This is a genomic window from Micromonospora sp. M42, from assembly GCF_000568915.1.
In the GTDB taxonomy this organism is placed as follows: Bacteria; Actinomycetota; Actinomycetes; order Mycobacteriales; family Micromonosporaceae; genus Micromonospora; species Micromonospora chalcea.
Genome location: NZ_KK037233.1, coordinates 6248251 through 6265849, shown reverse-complemented (window position 1 = coordinate 6265849; position 17599 = coordinate 6248251). Strand labels below are relative to the sequence as shown.

Sequence of the window (17599 nt, the reverse complement as noted above, 5' to 3'; positions counted from 1 at the left end):
GGCCGACGCCCGGGGTGGCGTGCCGGGTCCGGGCGATCCACGGCCAGACCTTGTTGCCGGGTAGCTGCCCGCCCTCGCCGGGCTTCGCGCCCTGCGCCATCTTGATTTGGAGGTCGTCGGCGTTGACGAGGTATTCGCTGGTCACGCCGAAGCGGCCGCTGGCGATCTGCTTGACCGCGGAGCGCCGCGCCGGGTCGTGCAGCCGCTCGACGTCCTCGCCGCCCTCACCGGTGTTGGACTTGCCGCCGAGCCGGTTCATCGCGATGGCGAGCGTCTCGTGCGCCTCCGCCGAGATCGACCCGTACGACATGGCGCCGGTGGCGAAGCGCTTGACGATCTCGCTGGCCGGCTCGACCTCGTCCAGCGGCACCGGCGGACGTACGCCGGTGCGCAGCGTGAACAGCCCGCGCAGCGAGCCGGCCTGCGCGGCCAGCTCGTCGACCTTCGCGGTGTACTGCCGGAACACGTCGTACTGGCGGCTGCGGGTGGCGTGCTGGAGCAGGAAGACGGTCTCCGGGTTGAACAGGTGCAGCTCGCCCTCGCGGCGCCACTGGTACTCGCCGCCGACCTCCAGCCGGTCCGTGGCCTGCACGCCGGGCGCCGGCCAGGCCCGCGCGTGCCGGGCCGCCACCTCGGCGTGGATCTCGGTCAGCCCGATGCCGCCGATGGTGCTCGGCGTGCCCCGGAAGTACCTGTCGACCAGGCGGGTCTCCAGGCCGACCGCCTCGAAGACCTGCGCTCCGCAGTACGACGACACGGTCGAGATGCCCATCTTGGACATGATCTTCAGGACGCCCTTGCCGAGCGCCTTGACGTAGTTGCGGACCGCCTTCACCCGGTCGACGCCGGCCAGCACGCCGGTGGAGATCATGTCCTCGACCGACTCGAAGGCCAGGTACGGGTTGACCGCCGCCGCGCCGTACCCGATCAGCACCGCCGCGTGGTGCACCTCGCGGCAGTCGCCGGACTCGACGATCAGCGCGACCTGGGTGCGGGTCTGCTCGCGTACCAGGTGCTGGTGCACCGCGGCGGTGAGCAGCAGCGACGGGATCGGGGCCAGGTCGGCGTTGGAGTCCCGGTCGGAGAGCACCAGGATGCGTACGCCGTCCTCGATCGCCTCGGAGACGTGCCGGCAGATCTCGGTCAGTCGGGCCTTGATGCCGGCGCCGCCGTCGCGCAGGCGGTAGAGACCGGAGACCCGGACCGCCTTGAAGCCGGGCAGGTCGCCGTCCTCGTCGATGGAGAGGATCTTGGCCAGCTCGTCGTTGTCGATCACCGGGTACGGCAGCACGATCTGCCGGCAGCTCGCCGGACCCGGGTCGAGCAGGTTGCCCTCCGGCCCGATGGTGGACGCCAGGCTGGTCACCAGCTCCTCCCGGATGGCGTCCAGCGGCGGGTTGGTGACCTGCGCGAAGAGCTGATGGAAGTAGTCGTAGAGCAGCCGCGGCCGGGTGGACAGCGGGGCGATGGGCGTGTCGGTGCCCATCGAGCCGATCGGCTCCGCGCCGCTGCGGGCCATCGGGCCGAGCAGGATCTTCAGCTCCTCCTCGGTGTAGCCGAACACCTGCTGGCGGCGGCGTACCGAGTCGTGGGTGTAGACGATGTGCTCGCGGGCCGGCAGGTCGTCCAGCTCGATCAGGCCCGCGTGCAGCCACTCCTGGTACGGCTGCTCGGCGGCCAGCTCGGTCTTGATCTCGTCGTCGGAGACGATCCGGCCGTTGACGGTGTCGACCAGGAACATCCGGCCCGGCTGGAGCCGGCCCTTGGCGATCACGGTGGACGGGTCCAGGTCGAGCACGCCCGCCTCGCTGCCTAGCACCACCAGCCCGTCGGCGGTGTGCCACCAGCGGCCCGGGCGCAGCCCGTTGCGGTCGAGCACCGCGCCGACGATCTCGCCGTCGGTGAAGGCGACCGAGGCCGGGCCGTCCCACGGCTCCATCAGGCTGGCGTGGAAGCGGTAGAAGGCGCGCTTGTCGGCGCGCATGTCCGGGTCGTTCTCCCACGCCTCGGGGATCATCATGAGCACCGCGTGCGGCAGGCTCCGCCCGGCCAGGTGCAGCAGCTCCAGGACCTCGTCGAAGTTCGCCGAGTCGGACGCGGCCGGGGTGCACACCGGGAAGACCCGGCGGATGTTGCCGGGCAGGTTCGGGCTGCGCAGCAGCGCCTCGCGGGCCTGCATCCAGTTGCGGTTGCCGCGAATCGTGTTGATCTCGCCGTTGTGCGCGATGAACCGGTACGGGTGCGCCAGCGGCCAGGAGGGGAACGTGTTCGTGGAGAAGCGCGAGTGCACCAGCGCGATGGCGCTGACCACCCGCTCGTCGGTCAGCTCCGGGTAGAACTCCGGAAGCTGGTCCGGGGTGAGCATGCCCTTCCACACCATGGTGCGGCCGGACAGCGACGGGAAGTACGCCGGCACGCCCCGCTCGGCGGTCTCCCGCTCGACCTGCTTGCGCAGGCAGAACGCCACCCGGTCCAGGTCCAGCCCGGTCAGCGGGGAACCGGCCGGGCCGGCCGGTGAGCCGGTCAGCCGGCGCGCGGCCACGAAGAGCTGCCGGACCCGGGGCATCGCCGCGAGCGCCGTCTCCCCCAGGCCGGACGGGTCGGTCGGCACCTCGCGCCAGCCGAGCACGTCGGCGCCCTCGACCAGCGCGTACTTGTCGACCACCTGGCGGGCACGGGTCTCGGCCGCGTCGTCGTCGGGCAGGAACACCAGGCCGGTGGCGTACTGGCCGGCCGGGGGCAGCGGGAAGTCGACGGTGGCGCGCAGGAACGCGTCCGGCACCTGGATCATGATGCCGGCGCCGTCCCCGGTGTTGTGCTCCGCGCCCCGGGCGCCCCGGTGGTCCAGCCGGCACAGCGCCCCGAGGCCGTTCGCGACGACCTGGTGCGAGCGCCGCCCGTGCAGGTCGGCCACGAAGGCCACACCGCAGGCGTCATGCTCGTACGCGGGGTCGTAGAGCCCGGTCGCCGGTGGGGCCGACTGCGGGCTGTGAGGGTACGGAAAGGCCACCGGGCCTCCTGTCGTCACTCAGGATGGATCATGATGGGGACGACGTCGGCCCTCTGCGGTTTATTGAGTCTACGTTAGGGCTTCCGGCGCAAGGCCAGTTCAGATTGATCACACTTCCAGATGCTGGGACATGTAGTCTCGCGCGGTGGATCTCGCACGCGCTGACGTACTCGACCGGTTGGAGCGGTTCTACGACGCGGTGCCCCGCGACGGGGCCCGGACCGAGGAGTACGGCGCCCTGGTGCTCTTCGTCCGGGAAGGCGCCGGATGGCCGTTCTACGCCCGGCCCCGGCTCGACGCCACCGAGCACCCCACCCTCGCCGATGTCAACGCGGTACGCACCCGGCAGCAGGAACTGGGCCTGCCGGAGGCGTTCGAATGGGTGCACGAGCACCAACCGGAGCTGCTGGCGGTGGCCCGCTCAGCCGGGCTGAGCGTGCTGGAGGCGCCGCTGATGCTGCTGGAACCGGAGCGCCTGCCCGAACCGGGGACGTTCAGCGACGTACCGGTGCGGGTGCTGGACCCCGGCGACGCGGGCTTCGCCGCGGACATCGCGCTGCGGCGGGCCGTCGCCGCGGTCGGCTTCGCCAACGGCGGCACCGCGCGCGGCGAGGCCGGACCGGCCGAGCGGGACGCCACCGTCTCCGGGCTGGACGTGGCCGCGCTGGAGGAGGAGGCGACCCGGGTCGCCGACGGCCGGCGCATCTCCGTGCTCGCCGCCACGCCCGAGGAAGGCGCGCTCGCCGGCGGCATGGCCATGCGGGTCGGCGACGTGGCGGAGATCGCCGGGGTGGCCACGCTGCCGTCCGCGCGGCGGCGCGGCCTCGGCGCGGCGGTGACCGCCACCCTCGCTCGGGAACTGCGCGCCGCCGGCACCGACCTGATCTTCCTCAGCGCCGGCAGCGAGGACATCGCCCGGGTCTACCTGCGGGTCGGGTTCCGCCGGATCGGCACCGCCTGCATCGCCGAGCCCGCCGCCGTCATCTGAGGCCGCCGCGGCGGAGGTCAGGACGGCGGCTGCCAGGCGGCCGCCGCCGCGGCGGCCGTGTTGCGCAGGCGCGGGCTGATCGTGCCGAGGGCGGCGTCGCGGGCGCGCAGCGCCAGCCGGCCCCGGGCCTGCAGGACCGCCGACATCCGCCGGGTCTGCCGGACCATCGTGGCCGCGCGGGGCCGGCGCAGCCTGTCGTACGCGGTCACCGCGTCCGGCAGCCGCGACTCCCGTAGCAGTCCGGCCAGCGTCGCCGCGTCCTCGAACGCCAGGCAGGCGCCCTGACCGAGGTGCGGCGGCATGGCGTGCGCGGCGTCGCCGAGCAGCACCACGCCGCCCGGCCCGGCCGGGAAGCCGTACGCCTTGGGCAGCGGACGCAGCTCGCGGATCTCCTGCTGCACCACGTCGTCCGGGTCGGTCGCGTCCAGCAGCGTGCCGATCGGCGCGGGCCAGCCCGCGAACCAGCGCTTGAGCAGCGCGAGCTGGACCTCGGGCGGCTCCGGGCGGGGCGCGCCCGCCGCCGTGGCCACCCAGTAGACGCCGCCCCGGCGGGACGCCCCGGCGTTGCCCCGCTCGCCGAGCGAGGCGGCCAGGAACCGGTAGCCGGCGCCCAGCGTCTCCCCCTGCAGCGGCTGGTCGTCGGGCAGTTGCGGGGCCCGGTACCAGGGGATGACCGCCCGCCACGCCGCGCACCCGGAGCTGACCACCGAGGTCTCCGGCGCCAACTGCCGGCGGATCTCGCTGTCGGTGCCGTCGGCGGCCACCACCAGGTCCGCCTCGTAGGTGTGCCGGCCGTCGCCCACCGCCGGGCGCTCACCGGACGCGGCGCGCACCGTCCGCACGCTCACGCCGGTACGCAGCTCGACCCGGTCACCCAGGCCGGCGATGAGCGCGTCGTGCAGATCCTCCCGGTGCACCACCACCGGCATCCGCTCGGCCGGCGTGGACCGGGCCTGCACCAGCCAGTGCCCGTCCGGGCGGCGCACGCCGCCGTCGGGCAGCGGGGTGGCGATCGCGTCCAGCCCGTCGCCCAGCCCGAGGGCGCGCAGCGCGCGTACCCCGTTGGGCCAGAGCACCACGGCGGTCGCCTCCGGCCGGACCCGGTCGGCGCGTTCCAGCAGCGTGACCTGCCATCCCGAGCGGGCCAGCACGCCGGCCACCGCCATCCCGCCGAGGCCGGCGCCGACCACCACCGCGCTGCGCATGACTCCCCCGCTCAGCTGTCCCGGTCCGCCGGGCGCCCGCCGTCGGCCCGGCCGGCGTTCGTCCGCTCGGCGTCCGTCCGTTCCGGGTCGGCGTCGGTGCCGTCCGCGTCGGCGCCGTCGGTGGCCACGGGGTCGGTGTCCGTGCGGTCGGCCTGCTCCACGTCGCCGTCGGTGGCACCGCCGGGGGTCTCCGGCCGGTCGTCGTCGGCCGCCGGCTCCACCGGGGGCAGCACGCCGGTCTTCCGGTACGCGTCGAACTGTTCCTCGCTCACCACCCGGTAGCCCTCGGGCGGGGCCGGCCGCGCGGCGGCCTCCCGGGCGGACAGGTCGACCTGGGACACGTCGCCGGCCGGGCCGGCGGCGGGGGCCGGCTCGCCCACCGGCACCAGGTATTCGCGCGGGCCGCGGACCCGGACGAAGTAGGCGAGCGCGCCGAGGAAGACCAGCGCGGCGGTCCAGACGTTGAGGCGTACGCCGAGGATCAGGTTCGCCTCGTCGGTGCGCATCAGCTCGATCCAGAACCGGCCCGCCGTGTAACCCATCACGTAGAGCGCGAACGCCCGGCCGCGCCCGAGCCGCAGCTTGCGGTCGAGGTAGAGCACCAGCGCGGCGACGCCGACGTTCCAGAGCGCCTCGTAGAGGAAAGTCGGATGGTAGAGCCCCGGCTGGAGCACCGGGTTGCCGGCGTCGTCGCGCAGCGCGTGGCCCGGGTTGTCCGGGTCCATCACGTGCACCTCAAGACCCCAGGGCAGCGTGGTGCGCCCGCCGTACAGCTCGTTGTTGAACCAGTTGCCCAGCCGGCCGACGGCCTGCGCCAGCGGCAGCCCGGGCGCCAGCGCGTCGGCGATCACCGGGAACGGGATGCCGAGCTGCCGGGCGGCCAGCCACGCGCCGACCGCGCCACCGGCCACCGCACCCCAGATGCCGAGCCCGCCCTCCCAGATGTAGAGCGCCTTGATCGGCTCGCCGCCGGCGCCGAAGTATTTCTCCGGCGACGTGATCACGTGGTAGATCCGCGCGCCGATGATGCCCGCCGGCACCGCCCAGACGGCGATGTCGAGCACCGCGCCCGGAGCGACGCCGCGGCGGCGCAGCCGGTACTCGGTGACCACGCAGGCCACCACGATGCCGAGGATGATGCAGAGCGCGTACGCCCGGATCGGAACCGGACCGAGCTGCCAGACGGCGGTGCTGGGGCTGGGCATGGCCGCCAGTGGGGTCATCGGGGCGAGGGTCACGGGTGCACACGGTACCGGTGCGGACTGTGTGCGCGGCACCCCGGGCCGCCTGCCGCGCGGGTCGGATGACTTCTGGTTTGCACGGTCATAGTTTTTTGGATGAGCCCGCTCACCTGGGCGGCCGCCGCTGTCGTCACCGACGCATCCGGGCGGCTGCTGCTCTGCGGCCGGTCCGAGGGGGCCCGGCGCTGGGGCCTGCCGGGCGGGCGGCTGCGCCACGACGAGAGCCCGGTGGATGCCGTCGTCCGGGCGGTCCGCACGGAGACCGGCTGGGCGGTGGCGCCGGCCGACCTGGTCGGCCTCTACCGGGTCACCGGTCCACCGGTGCCCGCCCCATCGGCCGGGCGGTGCGGCGCGCGCCCAGACGTGCTGGTGCACGTGTTCCGCGCCGGACCGGCCGACGCCGGACCGGCGGGCGAACCGGCGACCGGGTGCCTGCCTCGGTGGTGGCCGCCGCAAGAGCTGCCCGACGTGCTGACCCCCACGACGCGCGCGGCGATCGCGGACGCGCTCGCCGGCCGCGCCGGCGTGCTGCGGCACACGACCGCCGCCGACGCGCTCACGCCACCCGGCGACGGGCAGCCCGGCGACGGGCAGCCCGCCCCGCCCGGCCAGCGCGCCTCCGAGCAGGTCGACAGCAGTAGCCGCTGACCGCCCGCCCGCTCACTCGCTTGATCGACACCAGTTCGGCGAGGTGGCGGTGTCCCGGCGTCCTGGACCACGCCAGCTCGGCGAAGTGGAGTCGATCAAGCAGGTGGCGAGGGGCGAGCCGGGCGTCAGCGGGCCGGGTTGCGGACGCCCTCGGCCAGTTCGGCGCTCAGCTTGCGCAGCGCGGTCAGGCCGGCGGCCTGGTCCGGGGCGTCCAGCACGCAGCGGACCAGCGCGCTGCCCACGATCACCGCGTCGGCGTACCCGGCGACGGTGGCGGCCTGCGCGCCGGTGCCCACGCCCAGCCCGACGCCGACCGGGATGTCGGTGACCTCGCGCAGCCGGGAGACCAGGACCGGGGCCGCCTCGGAGGTCTGCGCGCGGGCGCCGGTGACGCCCATGATCGCGGTGGCGTAGACGAAGCCGCGGCAGTGCTCGGCGGTCATCCGCAGCCGCGCGTCGGTCGAGGACGGTGAGACCAGGAACGTCCGGTCCAGGCCGTGCGCGTCGGAAGCGGCCAGCCACTCGGCGGCCTCGTCGGGGATCAGGTCCGGCGTGACCAGGCCGGTCCCACCGGCGGCGGCCATGTCGCGGGCGAACGCGTCGACGCCGTACTGCTCGATCGGGTTCCAGTAGGTCATGGTGACCACGCTCGCCCCGGTCGCGGCGACCGCCTCGACGACGCGCAGCGCGTCCGCGACGCGGACGCCACCGGCGAGCGCGATGTCGCTCGCCTTCTGGATGACCGGGCCGTCCATCACCGGATCGGAGTACGGGATCTCCACCTCGATGACGTCCACGCCCGCCTCGACCATGGCCTTCATGGCGGCGATGCTGCCCTCGACGGTCGGGAAACCGGCCGGCATGCAGCCGACCAGCACGGCCCGGCCGTCCGCCCGCGCCTTGTCGAAGGCGACCCCGATGCGGCTCACGCTGTCACTCCTTGTCGAGGATGCCGAAGTACGCGCCGGCGGTGTGCACGTCCTTGTCGCCCCGGCCGGACAGGTTGACCACGATCAACGGCTCCCGGCCCAGCTCCTCGGCGAGCCGGGGGGCGATCGCGCGGGCGCCGGCCAGCGCGTGCGCGCTCTCGATCGCCGGGATCACGCCCTCGGTGCGGCAGAGCAGCTCGAACGCGGCCATCGCGTCGGCGTCGTCGACCGGCAGGTACGTGGCCCGCCCGGTGTCGTGCAGCCAGGCGTGCTCCGGGCCGACGCCCGGGTAGTCCAGGCCGGCCGAGATCGAGTGCGACTCGATGGTCTGCCCGTCGGCGTCCTGCAGCACGTACGTGCGGGTGCCGTGCAGCACGCCCGACGAACCCCCGGTGATGCTGGCGGCGTGCCGGCCGGTCCCGACGCCCTCGCCACCGGCCTCGAAGCCGTAGAGGCGGACCCCGGCGTCCGGCACGAACGCGTGGAAGATGCCCAGCGCGTTGGAGCCGCCGCCGACGCACGCCGCGACCGCGTCCGGCAGCGTGCCGGTCAGGTCCAGGCACTGCTGGCGGGCCTCCACGCCGATGCCGCGGACGAAGTCGCGGACCATCTCCGGGAACGGGTGCGGGCCGGCGGCGGTGCCGATCAGGTAGTGGGTGTCGTCGACGTTGGCGACCCAGTCCCGCATCGCCTCGTTCATCGCGTCCTTGAGCGTGCGCGAGCCGGTGGTCACCGGGACGACGGTGGCGCCGAGCATCCGCATCCGGGCCACGTTGAGCGCCTGCCGCTCGGTGTCCACCTGGCCCATGTAGACGACGCATTCCAGGTCGAACAGCGCGGCGGCGGTGGCGGTGGCCACGCCGTGCTGGCCGGCGCCGGTCTCCGCGATGACCCGCCGCTTGCCCATCCGCTTGGTGAGCAGCGCCTGGCCCAGCACGTTGCGGACCTTGTGCGCGCCGGTGTGGTTGAGGTCCTCCCGCTTGAGCAGGACCCGCGCGCCGACCTGCGCGGAGAAGCGCCGGGCCTCGTAGAGCATCGAGGGCGTGCCGGCGTAGTCACGCAGCAGCGCGTCGAACTCGGCGAGGAAGTCCTCGTCGCCCATCGCCTTGCGGTACGCCGCGTCCAGCTCGTCCAGTGCGGCGACGAGCGCCTCCGGGACGAACCGGCCGCCGAACCGGCCGAAGTGACCGGCGGCGTCGGGAACCTGGCCGGCTGCGGGTGCGGCGCTCATCGCGGGCGTCCTCTCGGATCGGGTGGCCCGGCGGCTCAGCGCACCGGGCGGGGCGTGGCCGGGTGGTTACCGGCGTTGACCAGCTCGGCGACCGCTTCACGCGGGCTCTTCTGGGTGACCAGGCCCTCGCCCACCAGCACGGCGTCGGCGCCGGCGGAGGCGTACCGGATCAGGTCGTGCGGACCGCGCACCCCGGACTCGGCGATCTTGACGACGCTGCTCGGCAGGCCGGGCGCGATCCGCTCGAACACCGAGCGGTCGACCTCCAGCGTACGCAGGTCACGGGCGTTCACGCCGATCACCTGCGCGCCGGCCTCCAGGGCGCGGTCCGCCTCCTCCTCGGTGTGCACCTCGACGAGCGCGGTCATGCCCAGCGACTCGATCCGCTCCAGCAGGCCGACCAGCACGTTCTGCTCCAGCGCGGCGACGATCAGCAGCACCAGGTCGGCGCCGTGCGCGCGGGCCTCGTGCACCTGGTAGCTGGAGACGACGAAGTCCTTGCGCAGCACCGGCACGTTCACCGCGGCCCGCACCGCCGCCAGGTCGTCGAGCGACCCGCCGAACCACCGGCCCTCGGTGAGCACGCTGATCGCCCGCGCTCCCCCGGCCGCGTAGTCACCGGCCAGGTCCGCCGGGTCGGCGATCTCGGCCAGCCGCCCCTTGGACGGCGACGAGCGCTTCACCTCGGCGATCACGGCCACGCCGGGCCGGCGCAGGGCCGCGTACGCGTCCAGCGGCGGCGGCGCGGCGGCGGCCAGCTCACGGATCCGCTCCAGCGGAACCTGCTCCTGCCGCCGGGCCACGTCCTCGCGCACACCGGCCAGGATCTCGTCGAGCACGCCTGCGGACGGCGCCGCTCCGGCGTCGTCCCCCTCCGCGTGCGCATGCTCAGCAGTCACCAACGGACTCCCCTCTCCGGGCGTCATGGGCCGATGCTAGGGGGCGCCACCTGGCGACAAGTGCCGGGGGGTATGGCGCACCTCACGACATGGGCTGTGGCATGATGGCCGACTTCCGGTGAACGCCACGTCACGCAGCGCCACGCTGGCATCGACCGTCACCCATCCCCCATCTCACCACGGTTGATCCGTCGCCGCAGCACCGCTCCCGCGCCGGGCTGTGACCAAGCTCAAGGACCTCCGGCCCTGCCCAGGTCGGGCCGCCTGGCGGACCGTTGACCTGTGCTTCACGAGGGCGAAACGTGAGCCCGGCAGCATCGTCCTCGGGCAGACTCGACACCGGCGGCTGACCACCGCCGACAACCATCTCGTGCGGGGTGACCATGAGCGCCAACGGGCCGAACCAGACCATCGGCTTGACCACCATCTCCCGGACCGTCGCCTCCCTCGCCTTCGGCGTGGTGCACACGCTGGAGCGCGCGGTGGCCGGTGACGGCCGGACGCGTACCGCCCAGGGCAACGCCTGGGAGGCCGTCTGCGCCGACCGGGCCCGCGCCGCCCAGCGCCGCGAGCTGGAGCGGCTGGTGGCCGAGCTGACCGCCGCACGGGGCCGCGGCCCGCCGCCGGCGCGACGCGCGCGAGGCGCAGCCGGTCAGCTGACCGTCGGGTCCTCGCCCGGTCAGCGCGTTCCCACCGTCCCGGGTGCCCCTCGACCCCGGTCATTGATTAGTGGTATTATGAGTATAACGGTACGTGAATCTAGTTTTAAAGTGTTCCCGCAAAGCGTGAGGAAGTGGGCAGTTACCTTACCCGCTGCAGCGCCGGCCACTGGCGGCTCACCCCGGCCTCGGTGAGGCCGATCCCGCCGCCGACCGCCACGGCCAGGCCGACCGCGCCCAGCAGCAGGCCCAGCAGCCGGCGCAGGCGGCCCCGGGTGGCGAGCACCGCGCCGCCGCCGGCCAGCCCCACGTAGGTCAGCGCCAGCACCCAGGGCAGCAGCTCGGCGCCGCTCCGGTCGGCCCGGCCGGCCGGCAGCGACCCCCGGGCGGTCATCTCCACCGACCAGGTCCGGGTCACCGCCCAGCAGGCCAGGCCCGCCCCGGCCAGGCAGAGCAGCACCGCGTACGCGAGTTCGCGCCGACCGCGGGCCGACGGCGCGGTGGTGCCGGGCGCGCTCACCGGGCTGCCCGCAGCGTCTCGGCGGCCGCGATCGCGGCGAGGACGGCGGCGGCCTTGCTGCGCGTCTCCCGGTCCTCGGCGGCCGGATCGGAATCGGCCACGATCCCGGCGCCGGCCTGCACGTAGGCCCGGCCGTCGCGGATCAGCGCGGTACGGATCGCGATGGCCATGTCCAGGTCGCCGCCGAAGGCGAAGTAGCCGACGGTGCCGCCGTAGACGCCGCGCCGCACCGGCTCCAGCTCCTCGATGATCTCCATGGCGCGTACCTTGGGCGCGCCGCTGAGCGTGCCGGCCGGGAACGTGGCGGCGAGCGCGTCGAACGCGGTGCGGTCGGCGCGCAGCTCGCCGACGACCGTCGAGACGATGTGCATGACGTGGCTGTAGCGCTCGATGGTGGCGAACTCGGGCACCTCCACGGTGCCCGGCCGGCAGACCCGCCCCAGGTCGTTGCGGCCCAGGTCGACAAGCATGACGTGCTCGGCGCGTTCCTTGGGGTCGGCGAGCAGCTCGGCGGCGAGCCGGGCGTCGGCCTCCGGGGAGCCGCCGCGCGGCCGGGTGCCGGCGATCGGGTGCAGCAGGGCCCGCCGCCGCCCGTCCGGGCCGGCGCTGACCTTGAGGTGCGCCTCCGGGGACGACCCGACGATGTCGAAGCCGTCGAAGCGCAGCAGGTACATGTACGGGCTGGGGTTGGTGGTGCGCAGCACCCGGTAGACGTCCAGCGGGTCGGCCTCGGTGGGGCGCTCGAAACGCTGGCTGAGCACGATTTGGAAGCACTCGCCGGCGCGGATCGCCTCCTTGGCCGCCGCCACGGCCTTCGGGTAGCCGCCCTCCGGGGTCCGGCTGACCACCTCGCCGACGCCCGGCCGGCCGACGGTGGACACCATGGGCGGGATCGGTCGGGACAACGCGGTGGTCATGGCGTCCAGGCGACCCACCGCGTGGTGGTACGCGGCGTCGACCAGCTCCGCCCGCCCGGGCGTATCGAGCGGGGGCAGGACCGCGTTGGCGACCAGGATCGCCGAGCCCTCGTAGTGGTCGAGCACCACCAGGTCGGTGGCGAGCATCATGCCCAGCTCGGGCACGTCCAGCTCGTCCTCGGTCAGCTCGGGCAGCCGCTCGAAGCGGCGGACCAGGTCGTAGGCGAGGTAGCCGACCAGCCCGCCGGTCAGCGGCGGCATTCCGCCGGCCGGGTCCCAGGCCGGGCCGGCGAGCGCGTCGACCGACTCGCGGAGCACGGTGACCGGGTCCCCGGTGGTCGGTACGCCCGCGGGCGGCGTGCCGGTCCAGCGCGCCTCGCCGTCCCGCTCGGTGAGCGTGGCGCTGCTGCGGACGCCGATGAACGAGTACCGCGACCAGGCCGTGCCGGCCGACCCGACGCCCTGCTCGGCGGATTCCAGCAGGAACGTGCCGGGACCGCCGGCCAGCTTGCGGTAGACCCCGACCGGGGTCTCGGCGTCGGCGAGCAGCCGCCGGGTCACCGGCACGACCCGCCAGCGGGCGGCCAGGTCGGCGAAGGTGGACCGGTCCGGGCTGACGGTGCCGTCGGTCACGGGGTCTCCTCCGGGGAGCTGACCGGCAGGTCGGTGAAGAAGCAGGTGCGCTGCCCGGTGTGGCAGGCCGCGCCGACCTGCTCCACGCTGACCAGCAGCGCGTCGCCGTCGCAGTCCAGGGCCACCGAGCGCACGTACTGGTGGTTGCCGGAGGTGGCGCCCTTGACCCAGTACTCGCCGCGGCTGCGCGACCAGTAGGTGGCCCGGCCGGTGGTGAGCGTGCGGTGCAGCGCCTCGTCGTCCATCCAGGCGACCATCAGCACCTCGCCCGTGTCGTGGGCGCGGACCACGGCGGCGACCAGGCCGTCCGGGGTGCGGCGGAGTTTGGCCGCGATGGCCGGGTCGAGCCGGGACGGCCGGGCCGGGCCGGGACTGGGGGCGCCGGTCAGCGGCGCGTCAGGGGCGGGCACGGTTGACCATTCTCCCGCACGCGGCCCGGGGACCGCCGACGTGTCCCGGGAGGCGGGCGTCACCGTCGCCAGCGCCCGGCCCAGCTGCCGCAGGTAGCGGTCCGCCCGGCCGTCGGTGAGCGCCTCGGCCAGGTCGGTCCCGGTGGCCCGGGCGATCTCCGCCGCGTACGGGCGCACCAGCGGGAGGATGCCGGTGACCAGCCGTCCGGCGGCGGCCCCGACCTCGGCCGGGTCGCCGGGGCGCAGCCCGAGGCAGAGGAGCATGTCGTCGCGGTAGCCGGCCGGGGCGACCGGCAGGTCCAGCGCGGCGGTCAGGGCGGCCCGGCGGGACACCACGCGCACCGACGGGTTGGCCGGCCGCAGCACCGAGGGGCAGAGCCGGGCCAGGTCGGCCGCGGCGCCGGACCCCGGCCGGGTCACCGGCCAGGCGCGCGGCGGCGACCTTGCCCAGCGTGGCGATCAGCTCCTCCAGGCGCGGCTCGTCCGCGGGCTGGCAGAGCACCGGCAGGTCGATCCGGCGCCGCCACTCCGGCACCGCCCAGAGCAGCCGGGCCGGCGCGGTGACCGGGAGCCCGAACGCCCAGTCGGCGGGCTGGCCGAGCCGGCGTACCCAGGAACGGACGTCGCGGGCGGCCACGGAGACGTGCACCAGGCGGCCGCCGAACTCGGTCAGGTACGCCCGCCGGGCCGCGTACGGCGTGCCGCGGCGGGACGTGACCGGCCGGGGCCCGCCGGTGGCGCGTGGCTCGTCGGCGGCCACCAGCACGTCCACGTCCACGTCGCTGTGCTCGGTGGCGGCCCGCCGGGCGTGGCTGCCCCGCAGCATGATCCCGACGACCGGCCGGTCGGCGGCGTGCCGCAGGCGGGCGGCCCAGAGGTCGAGGAACCCGGTGTCGGACAACGGAGCTGGACCCACTGCCTCATGGTGCCCGAAACCTGATCTTCCGATGCCGGACTCCCTGTCCGCCGCCGGGTGTTCAGCCCGACTCCTCCTCCGCCCGCCGGTACGCGTCGATCTTGTATTCGAGAACCTTCAGGTCCTCCTCCAGCTCGGCCATCCGGGCCAGCACCCGGGCGCGGTGCGCCTCGAACAGCGCCCGCCGCGCGCCGAGCGTGCTGTCGCCGTGCCGGGCCAGCTCGGCGTAGCGGCGCATGTCGCGCACCGGCATCCCGGTGCGCCGCAGCCGGGTGAGCAGGAACAGCCAGTTGACGTCGGACTCGGTGTAGCGCCGGCGGCCGGAGGAGTCCCGTCCGACGCGGCCCACCAGCCCCTCCTGCTCGTACCAGCGCAGCGTGTAGGTGGTCAGGCCGACCCGTTCCGCCGCCTCACCCACGGTGAGGCTCATCTCCCGCGTGCTGATGTCCACGCCCTCCAGGCTTCCAGTTCGAGCCCACTCGAAGTCAAGTCCCTCGTTGCCTCGCCGACAGAATTCATCTAGCGTTGAGTTCATCGGGTGATGAATTGACGGAGGCGAGCATGGACGACGCGGTGTCGGTCCGCGAGCTGGTGGTCGACCGGGGCGGGCGGCGGGTGCTGCACGGCATCACCTGCGGGGTGCCCCGGGGCACGGTGACCGGGCTGCTCGGGCCCAGCGGCAGCGGCAAGACCACGCTGATGCGCGCGGTGGTCGGCGTGCAGACGGTCGGCTCCGGCGCGGTCGACGTGCTCGGCCGCCCGGCCGGCTCGGCCGACCTGCGCCGCCGGGTGGGCTACCTGACCCAGGCGCCGAGCGTCTACGCCGACCTGACGGTGCGGGAGAACGCCCGCTACTTCGCGGTGCTCCAGGGCCGGGGCCGCGCCGAGGCCGACCGCGCGGTCACCGACGTCGGCCTGGGAAAGGCGGCCGACCAGCTCGTCGGCACGCTCTCCGGCGGCCAGCGCAGCCGCGCCTCGCTCGCGTGCGCGCTGGTCGGCGAGCCGGAGCTGGTCGTCCTCGACGAGCCGACGGTCGGCCAGGACCCGGTGCTGCGGGCCGACCTGTGGGCCCGGTTCCACGCCATGGCCGCCGCCGGCACCACGCTGCTGGTGTCCAGCCACGTGATGGACGAGGCCGCCCGCTGCGACCGGCTGCTGCTGATCCGCGAGGGCCGGCTGGTCGCCGACGACACCCCGGCCGCGGTCCGCGCCGCCACCGGGACCGACGACCTGGAAGAGGCGTTCCTGCGCCTGATCCGCGACGCCGAGGGAGAGGCGCGATGAACGGACGGATCCTGGCCGCCACCACCGGGCGCATCCTGCGCCAGCTCCGGCACGACCGGCGGACCGTGGCGCTGCTCGTGGTGGTGCCGTCGGTGCTGCTCACGCTCGTCTACTTCATGTACGTCGACCAGCCCGCCCCGCCCGGCGCGCCCAGCACGTTCGACCGGGTGGCCCTGATCATGCTGGGCTTCTTCCCGTTCATCATCATGTTCCTCGTGACCAGCATCGCCATGCTCCGCGAGCGCACCACGGGCACGCTGGAGCGCCTGCTCACCACGCCGCTGGGCAAGCTCGACCTGCTCTTCGGGTACGGCATCGCGTTCGGCCTGGCCGGGGTGCTCCAGTCCACTGTCGCCTCGGTCGTCGCGTACCAGGTGTTCGGCCTGGAGACCGCGGGCAGCGCGTGGCTGGTCGTGCTGATCGCCGGGGTGAACGCGGTGCTGGCGGTGGCGCTCGGGCTGTTCTGCTCGGCGTTCGCCCGCACCGAGTTCCAGGCGGTCCAGTTCATGCCGGTGGTGGTGGCGCCGCAACTGCTGCTGTGCGGCCTGTTCGTGCCGCGCGACCAGATGGCCGGCTGGCTCCAGGCGGTCAGCGACGCGCTGCCGCTGTCGTACGCCGTCGAGGCGCTGCAGGAGGTCGGCGCGCACGCCGAGCCGACCGGGACGATGTGGCGGGACGTGGCGATCGTGACCGGGGCGGCGGTGGCGGCGCTGGTGCTGGCCGCCGCGACGCTGCGCCGGCGCAGCGGGTGAACGCGCGGCGCACCGGGCGGCGGCCCGGCACTCCGGACACCCGCGAGGCGATCCTCGCCGCGGCGCGGGAGGCGTTCGCCGAGCGGGGGTTCGACGCCGCGTCCATCCGGGCCATCGCCGCGGCGGCGGGAGTGGACCCGGCGCTCGTGCACCACTACTTCGGCGGCAAGGAGGAGCTGTTCCGGGCCGCGACGGCGTTCCCGGCCGACCCGGGACGGCTGCTGCCGGCGGTGCTCGCCGGCGGCCCGGACGCGCTCGGCGAGCGGATGGTCCGGGTGTTCCTGGAGGTCTGGGACTCCCCCACCGGCACCGCCGCGGTGGCGCTGCTGCGCTCGGCGGTCAGCAACGACTGGACGGCGCGCCTGCTGCGCGAGTTCCTGGTCACGCAGGTGCTGCGGCGGGTGCTCGACCAGCTCGACGTCGACCCGGCGCAGCGCGCGCTGCGCGGCGGCCTGGTCGCCACCCAGCTCGCCGGGCTGGCGATGATGCGGTACGTGCTCCGCCTCGACGCGGTCGCCACCGCCGAGCCGGCGACGCTGGTGGCCGCCGTCGGCCCGACGGTCCAGCGGTACCTCACCGGCGACATCACCTGAGCCGTCGCGGCTCAGGCCGCGGCCGCCCGGGGGCAGAGCATCGGGTGCAGCAGGCGGGACAGCTCCGCCACGTCGGCGACCGGCCGGGGGAAGGCGAGCCGGGCCCGCCGGGTCGCGCCGGGCCGCCCGTGCGCGACCAGCAGGCCGTACCTGTCGATCCGGACCACCCGCGGGATCTGGTCGCCGGGCAGGTCCAGCCGCCGCCGCAGGTAGTCGCCGACCTGCTCGGCGTGGTGGTCGGCCAGGTCCGCGAGCAGGGCGGCCTCGACCGGGTGCAGCGGGTCCGGCTCGGCCTCCGCGAACGCCTCCGGGTCGATCCGGCGCACCCGCCCGGCGCGTTCCCAGCGGGCCTCGGCCACCTCGAAGCGGTGCAGGTGGAACCGGCTGCCCACGTCGAGCAGATCGGCGACCGGGTCGGTGGCGGCGAAGTCGACAGCCGCGTCGCGCGCCTCGTCCCCGTTCAGCCGCGTCGCCCAGCCGGACACCCAGGCCCGGCCGAGCGAGGGCGCCCCGGCCGCCGGCGGCAGGTCGAGCACGTCGAGCACGGCGGCCACGTCGGCGTCGCCCGCCGGCGGCACGAGCGCCGCGGCGAGGTCACTGACCACGGGTACGAGCAGCAGCACCCGCCCGTCCGGGTCGACGGCGTGCCGGACCTGGTGCGGGCCGGGGTGCCGGGCCAGGTGGACGAGGGCGGGCAACCGGCCCGCGACAAGGGTTCGCACGATCTCCGCCGGGCTGGGCCGCATGATCCCGACCTCCTCAAG

General features: G+C 74.8%; 15 protein-coding genes and 3 pseudogenes. 6 read left to right on the top strand and 12 right to left on the bottom strand.

Annotated features, from left to right (window positions below; translation table 11 throughout):
• A partial coding sequence (locus MCBG_RS34510; protein WP_043329530.1) for a glutamate synthase central domain-containing protein occupies positions 1-3010 on the bottom strand: 3010 nt, incomplete at its 3' end.
• A 145-nt stretch (positions 3011-3155) separates the two neighbouring features.
• Between MCBG_RS34510 and MCBG_RS29040 the strand changes: the two genes are divergently transcribed.
• Positions 3156-3998 carry a GNAT family N-acetyltransferase gene (locus tag MCBG_RS29040; protein ID WP_043329528.1) on the top strand — a complete coding sequence of 281 codons (843 nt, stop codon included), beginning with the start codon at positions 3156-3158 and terminating at the stop codon, positions 3996-3998.
• A 17-nt stretch (positions 3999-4015) separates the two neighbouring features.
• Here the strand turns inward: MCBG_RS29040 and MCBG_RS29035 are convergent, their stop codons facing one another.
• Together MCBG_RS29035 and lgt are read right to left on the bottom strand one after the other, a co-directional pair.
• Entirely contained in the window at positions 4016-5203 is a 1188-nt protein-coding gene (locus MCBG_RS29035; protein WP_043329527.1) for an FAD-dependent oxidoreductase, read from the bottom strand.
• Positions 5204-5214: 11 nt separating this feature from the next.
• Positions 5215-6441 carry a prolipoprotein diacylglyceryl transferase gene (gene lgt, locus MCBG_RS29030; protein ID WP_043329526.1) on the bottom strand — a complete coding sequence of 409 codons (1227 nt, stop codon included), beginning with the start codon at positions 6439-6441 and terminating at the stop codon, positions 5215-5217.
• Positions 6442-6540: 99 nt separating this feature from the next.
• Here lgt and MCBG_RS29025 point away from each other — a divergent pair, with 99 nt between their 5' ends.
• Complete coding sequence (locus tag MCBG_RS29025) at positions 6541-7092, top strand: NUDIX hydrolase (RefSeq protein WP_043329524.1); 552 nt, start codon at positions 6541-6543, stop codon at positions 7090-7092.
• A gap of 125 nt (positions 7093-7217) precedes the next feature.
• Here MCBG_RS29025 and trpA read toward each other — a convergent pair whose 3' ends face one another.
• From trpA to trpC, 3 genes are read right to left on the bottom strand one after another with little or no spacing between them, the layout of a single operon-like run.
• Positions 7218-8021 (bottom strand): tryptophan synthase subunit alpha, encoded by an 804-nt coding sequence (trpA, locus tag MCBG_RS29020; RefSeq protein WP_043329522.1) that lies wholly within the window; start codon positions 8019-8021, stop codon positions 7218-7220.
• Between the two features lie 4 nt (positions 8022-8025).
• The gene (gene trpB, locus MCBG_RS29015) at positions 8026-9252 is read right to left on the bottom strand and encodes a tryptophan synthase subunit beta (RefSeq protein ID WP_030500291.1); all 1227 of its coding nucleotides are present in this window, start codon (positions 9250-9252) and stop codon (positions 8026-8028) included.
• Positions 9253-9287: 35 nt separating this feature from the next.
• A complete protein-coding gene (gene trpC, locus MCBG_RS29010; RefSeq protein WP_030271968.1) occupies positions 9288-10091 on the bottom strand; it encodes an indole-3-glycerol phosphate synthase TrpC in 804 nt (267 codons plus the stop codon).
• A gap of 443 nt (positions 10092-10534) precedes the next feature.
• Between trpC and MCBG_RS34505 the strand changes: the two are divergent.
• Positions 10535-10771: pseudogene (locus tag MCBG_RS34505) on the top strand (hypothetical protein); the annotation flags it as partial.
• 196 nt (positions 10772-10967) lie between these two features.
• On the opposite strand, the pseudogene MCBG_RS29005 reads toward MCBG_RS34505, so the two are convergent.
• The 5 genes and pseudogenes from MCBG_RS29005 to MCBG_RS28985 form a co-directional block, all read right to left on the bottom strand.
• Positions 10968-11330: pseudogene (locus MCBG_RS29005) on the bottom strand (Trp biosynthesis-associated membrane protein); the annotation flags it as partial.
• A complete protein-coding gene (locus MCBG_RS29000; RefSeq protein WP_043329521.1) occupies positions 11327-12880 on the bottom strand; it encodes an anthranilate synthase component I in 1554 nt (517 codons plus the stop codon). The pseudogene MCBG_RS29005 and the gene MCBG_RS29000, both read right to left, overlap by 4 nt.
• The gene (hisI, locus tag MCBG_RS34500) at positions 12877-13290 is read right to left on the bottom strand and encodes a phosphoribosyl-AMP cyclohydrolase (protein WP_043331113.1); all 414 of its coding nucleotides are present in this window, start codon (positions 13288-13290) and stop codon (positions 12877-12879) included. Before hisI ends, MCBG_RS29000 begins: the two co-directional genes overlap by 4 nt.
• Positions 13291-13518: 228 nt before the next feature.
• Positions 13519-13632: pseudogene (locus tag MCBG_RS34880) on the bottom strand (hypothetical protein); the annotation flags it as partial.
• A gap of 635 nt (positions 13633-14267) precedes the next feature.
• Positions 14268-14657, bottom strand: a complete 390-nt coding sequence (locus MCBG_RS28985) for a MerR family transcriptional regulator (protein WP_051611426.1) — start codon at positions 14655-14657, stop codon at positions 14268-14270.
• 110 nt (positions 14658-14767) lie between these two features.
• Between MCBG_RS28985 and MCBG_RS28980 the strand changes: the two genes are divergently transcribed.
• The 3 genes from MCBG_RS28980 to MCBG_RS28970 are packed head-to-tail and all read left to right on the top strand — an operon-like array spanning position 14768 to position 16835.
• The gene (locus MCBG_RS28980; protein ID WP_043329517.1) at positions 14768-15490 is read left to right on the top strand and encodes an ABC transporter ATP-binding protein; all 723 of its coding nucleotides are present in this window, start codon (positions 14768-14770) and stop codon (positions 15488-15490) included.
• Complete coding sequence (locus tag MCBG_RS28975; RefSeq protein WP_043329516.1) at positions 15487-16242, top strand: ABC transporter permease; 756 nt, start codon at positions 15487-15489, stop codon at positions 16240-16242. The genes MCBG_RS28980 and MCBG_RS28975 overlap by 4 nt, the downstream gene beginning before the upstream one ends.
• Entirely contained in the window at positions 16239-16835 is a 597-nt protein-coding gene (locus MCBG_RS28970; protein WP_030500283.1) for a TetR/AcrR family transcriptional regulator, read from the top strand. Before MCBG_RS28975 ends, MCBG_RS28970 begins: the two co-directional genes overlap by 4 nt.
• 11 nt (positions 16836-16846) lie before the next feature.
• On the opposite strand, the gene MCBG_RS28965 is transcribed toward MCBG_RS28970, so the two are convergent.
• Positions 16847-17581, bottom strand: a complete 735-nt coding sequence (locus MCBG_RS28965) for a DUF2470 domain-containing protein (RefSeq protein ID WP_043329514.1) — start codon at positions 17579-17581, stop codon at positions 16847-16849.
• Positions 17582-17599: the final 18 nt, after the last annotated feature.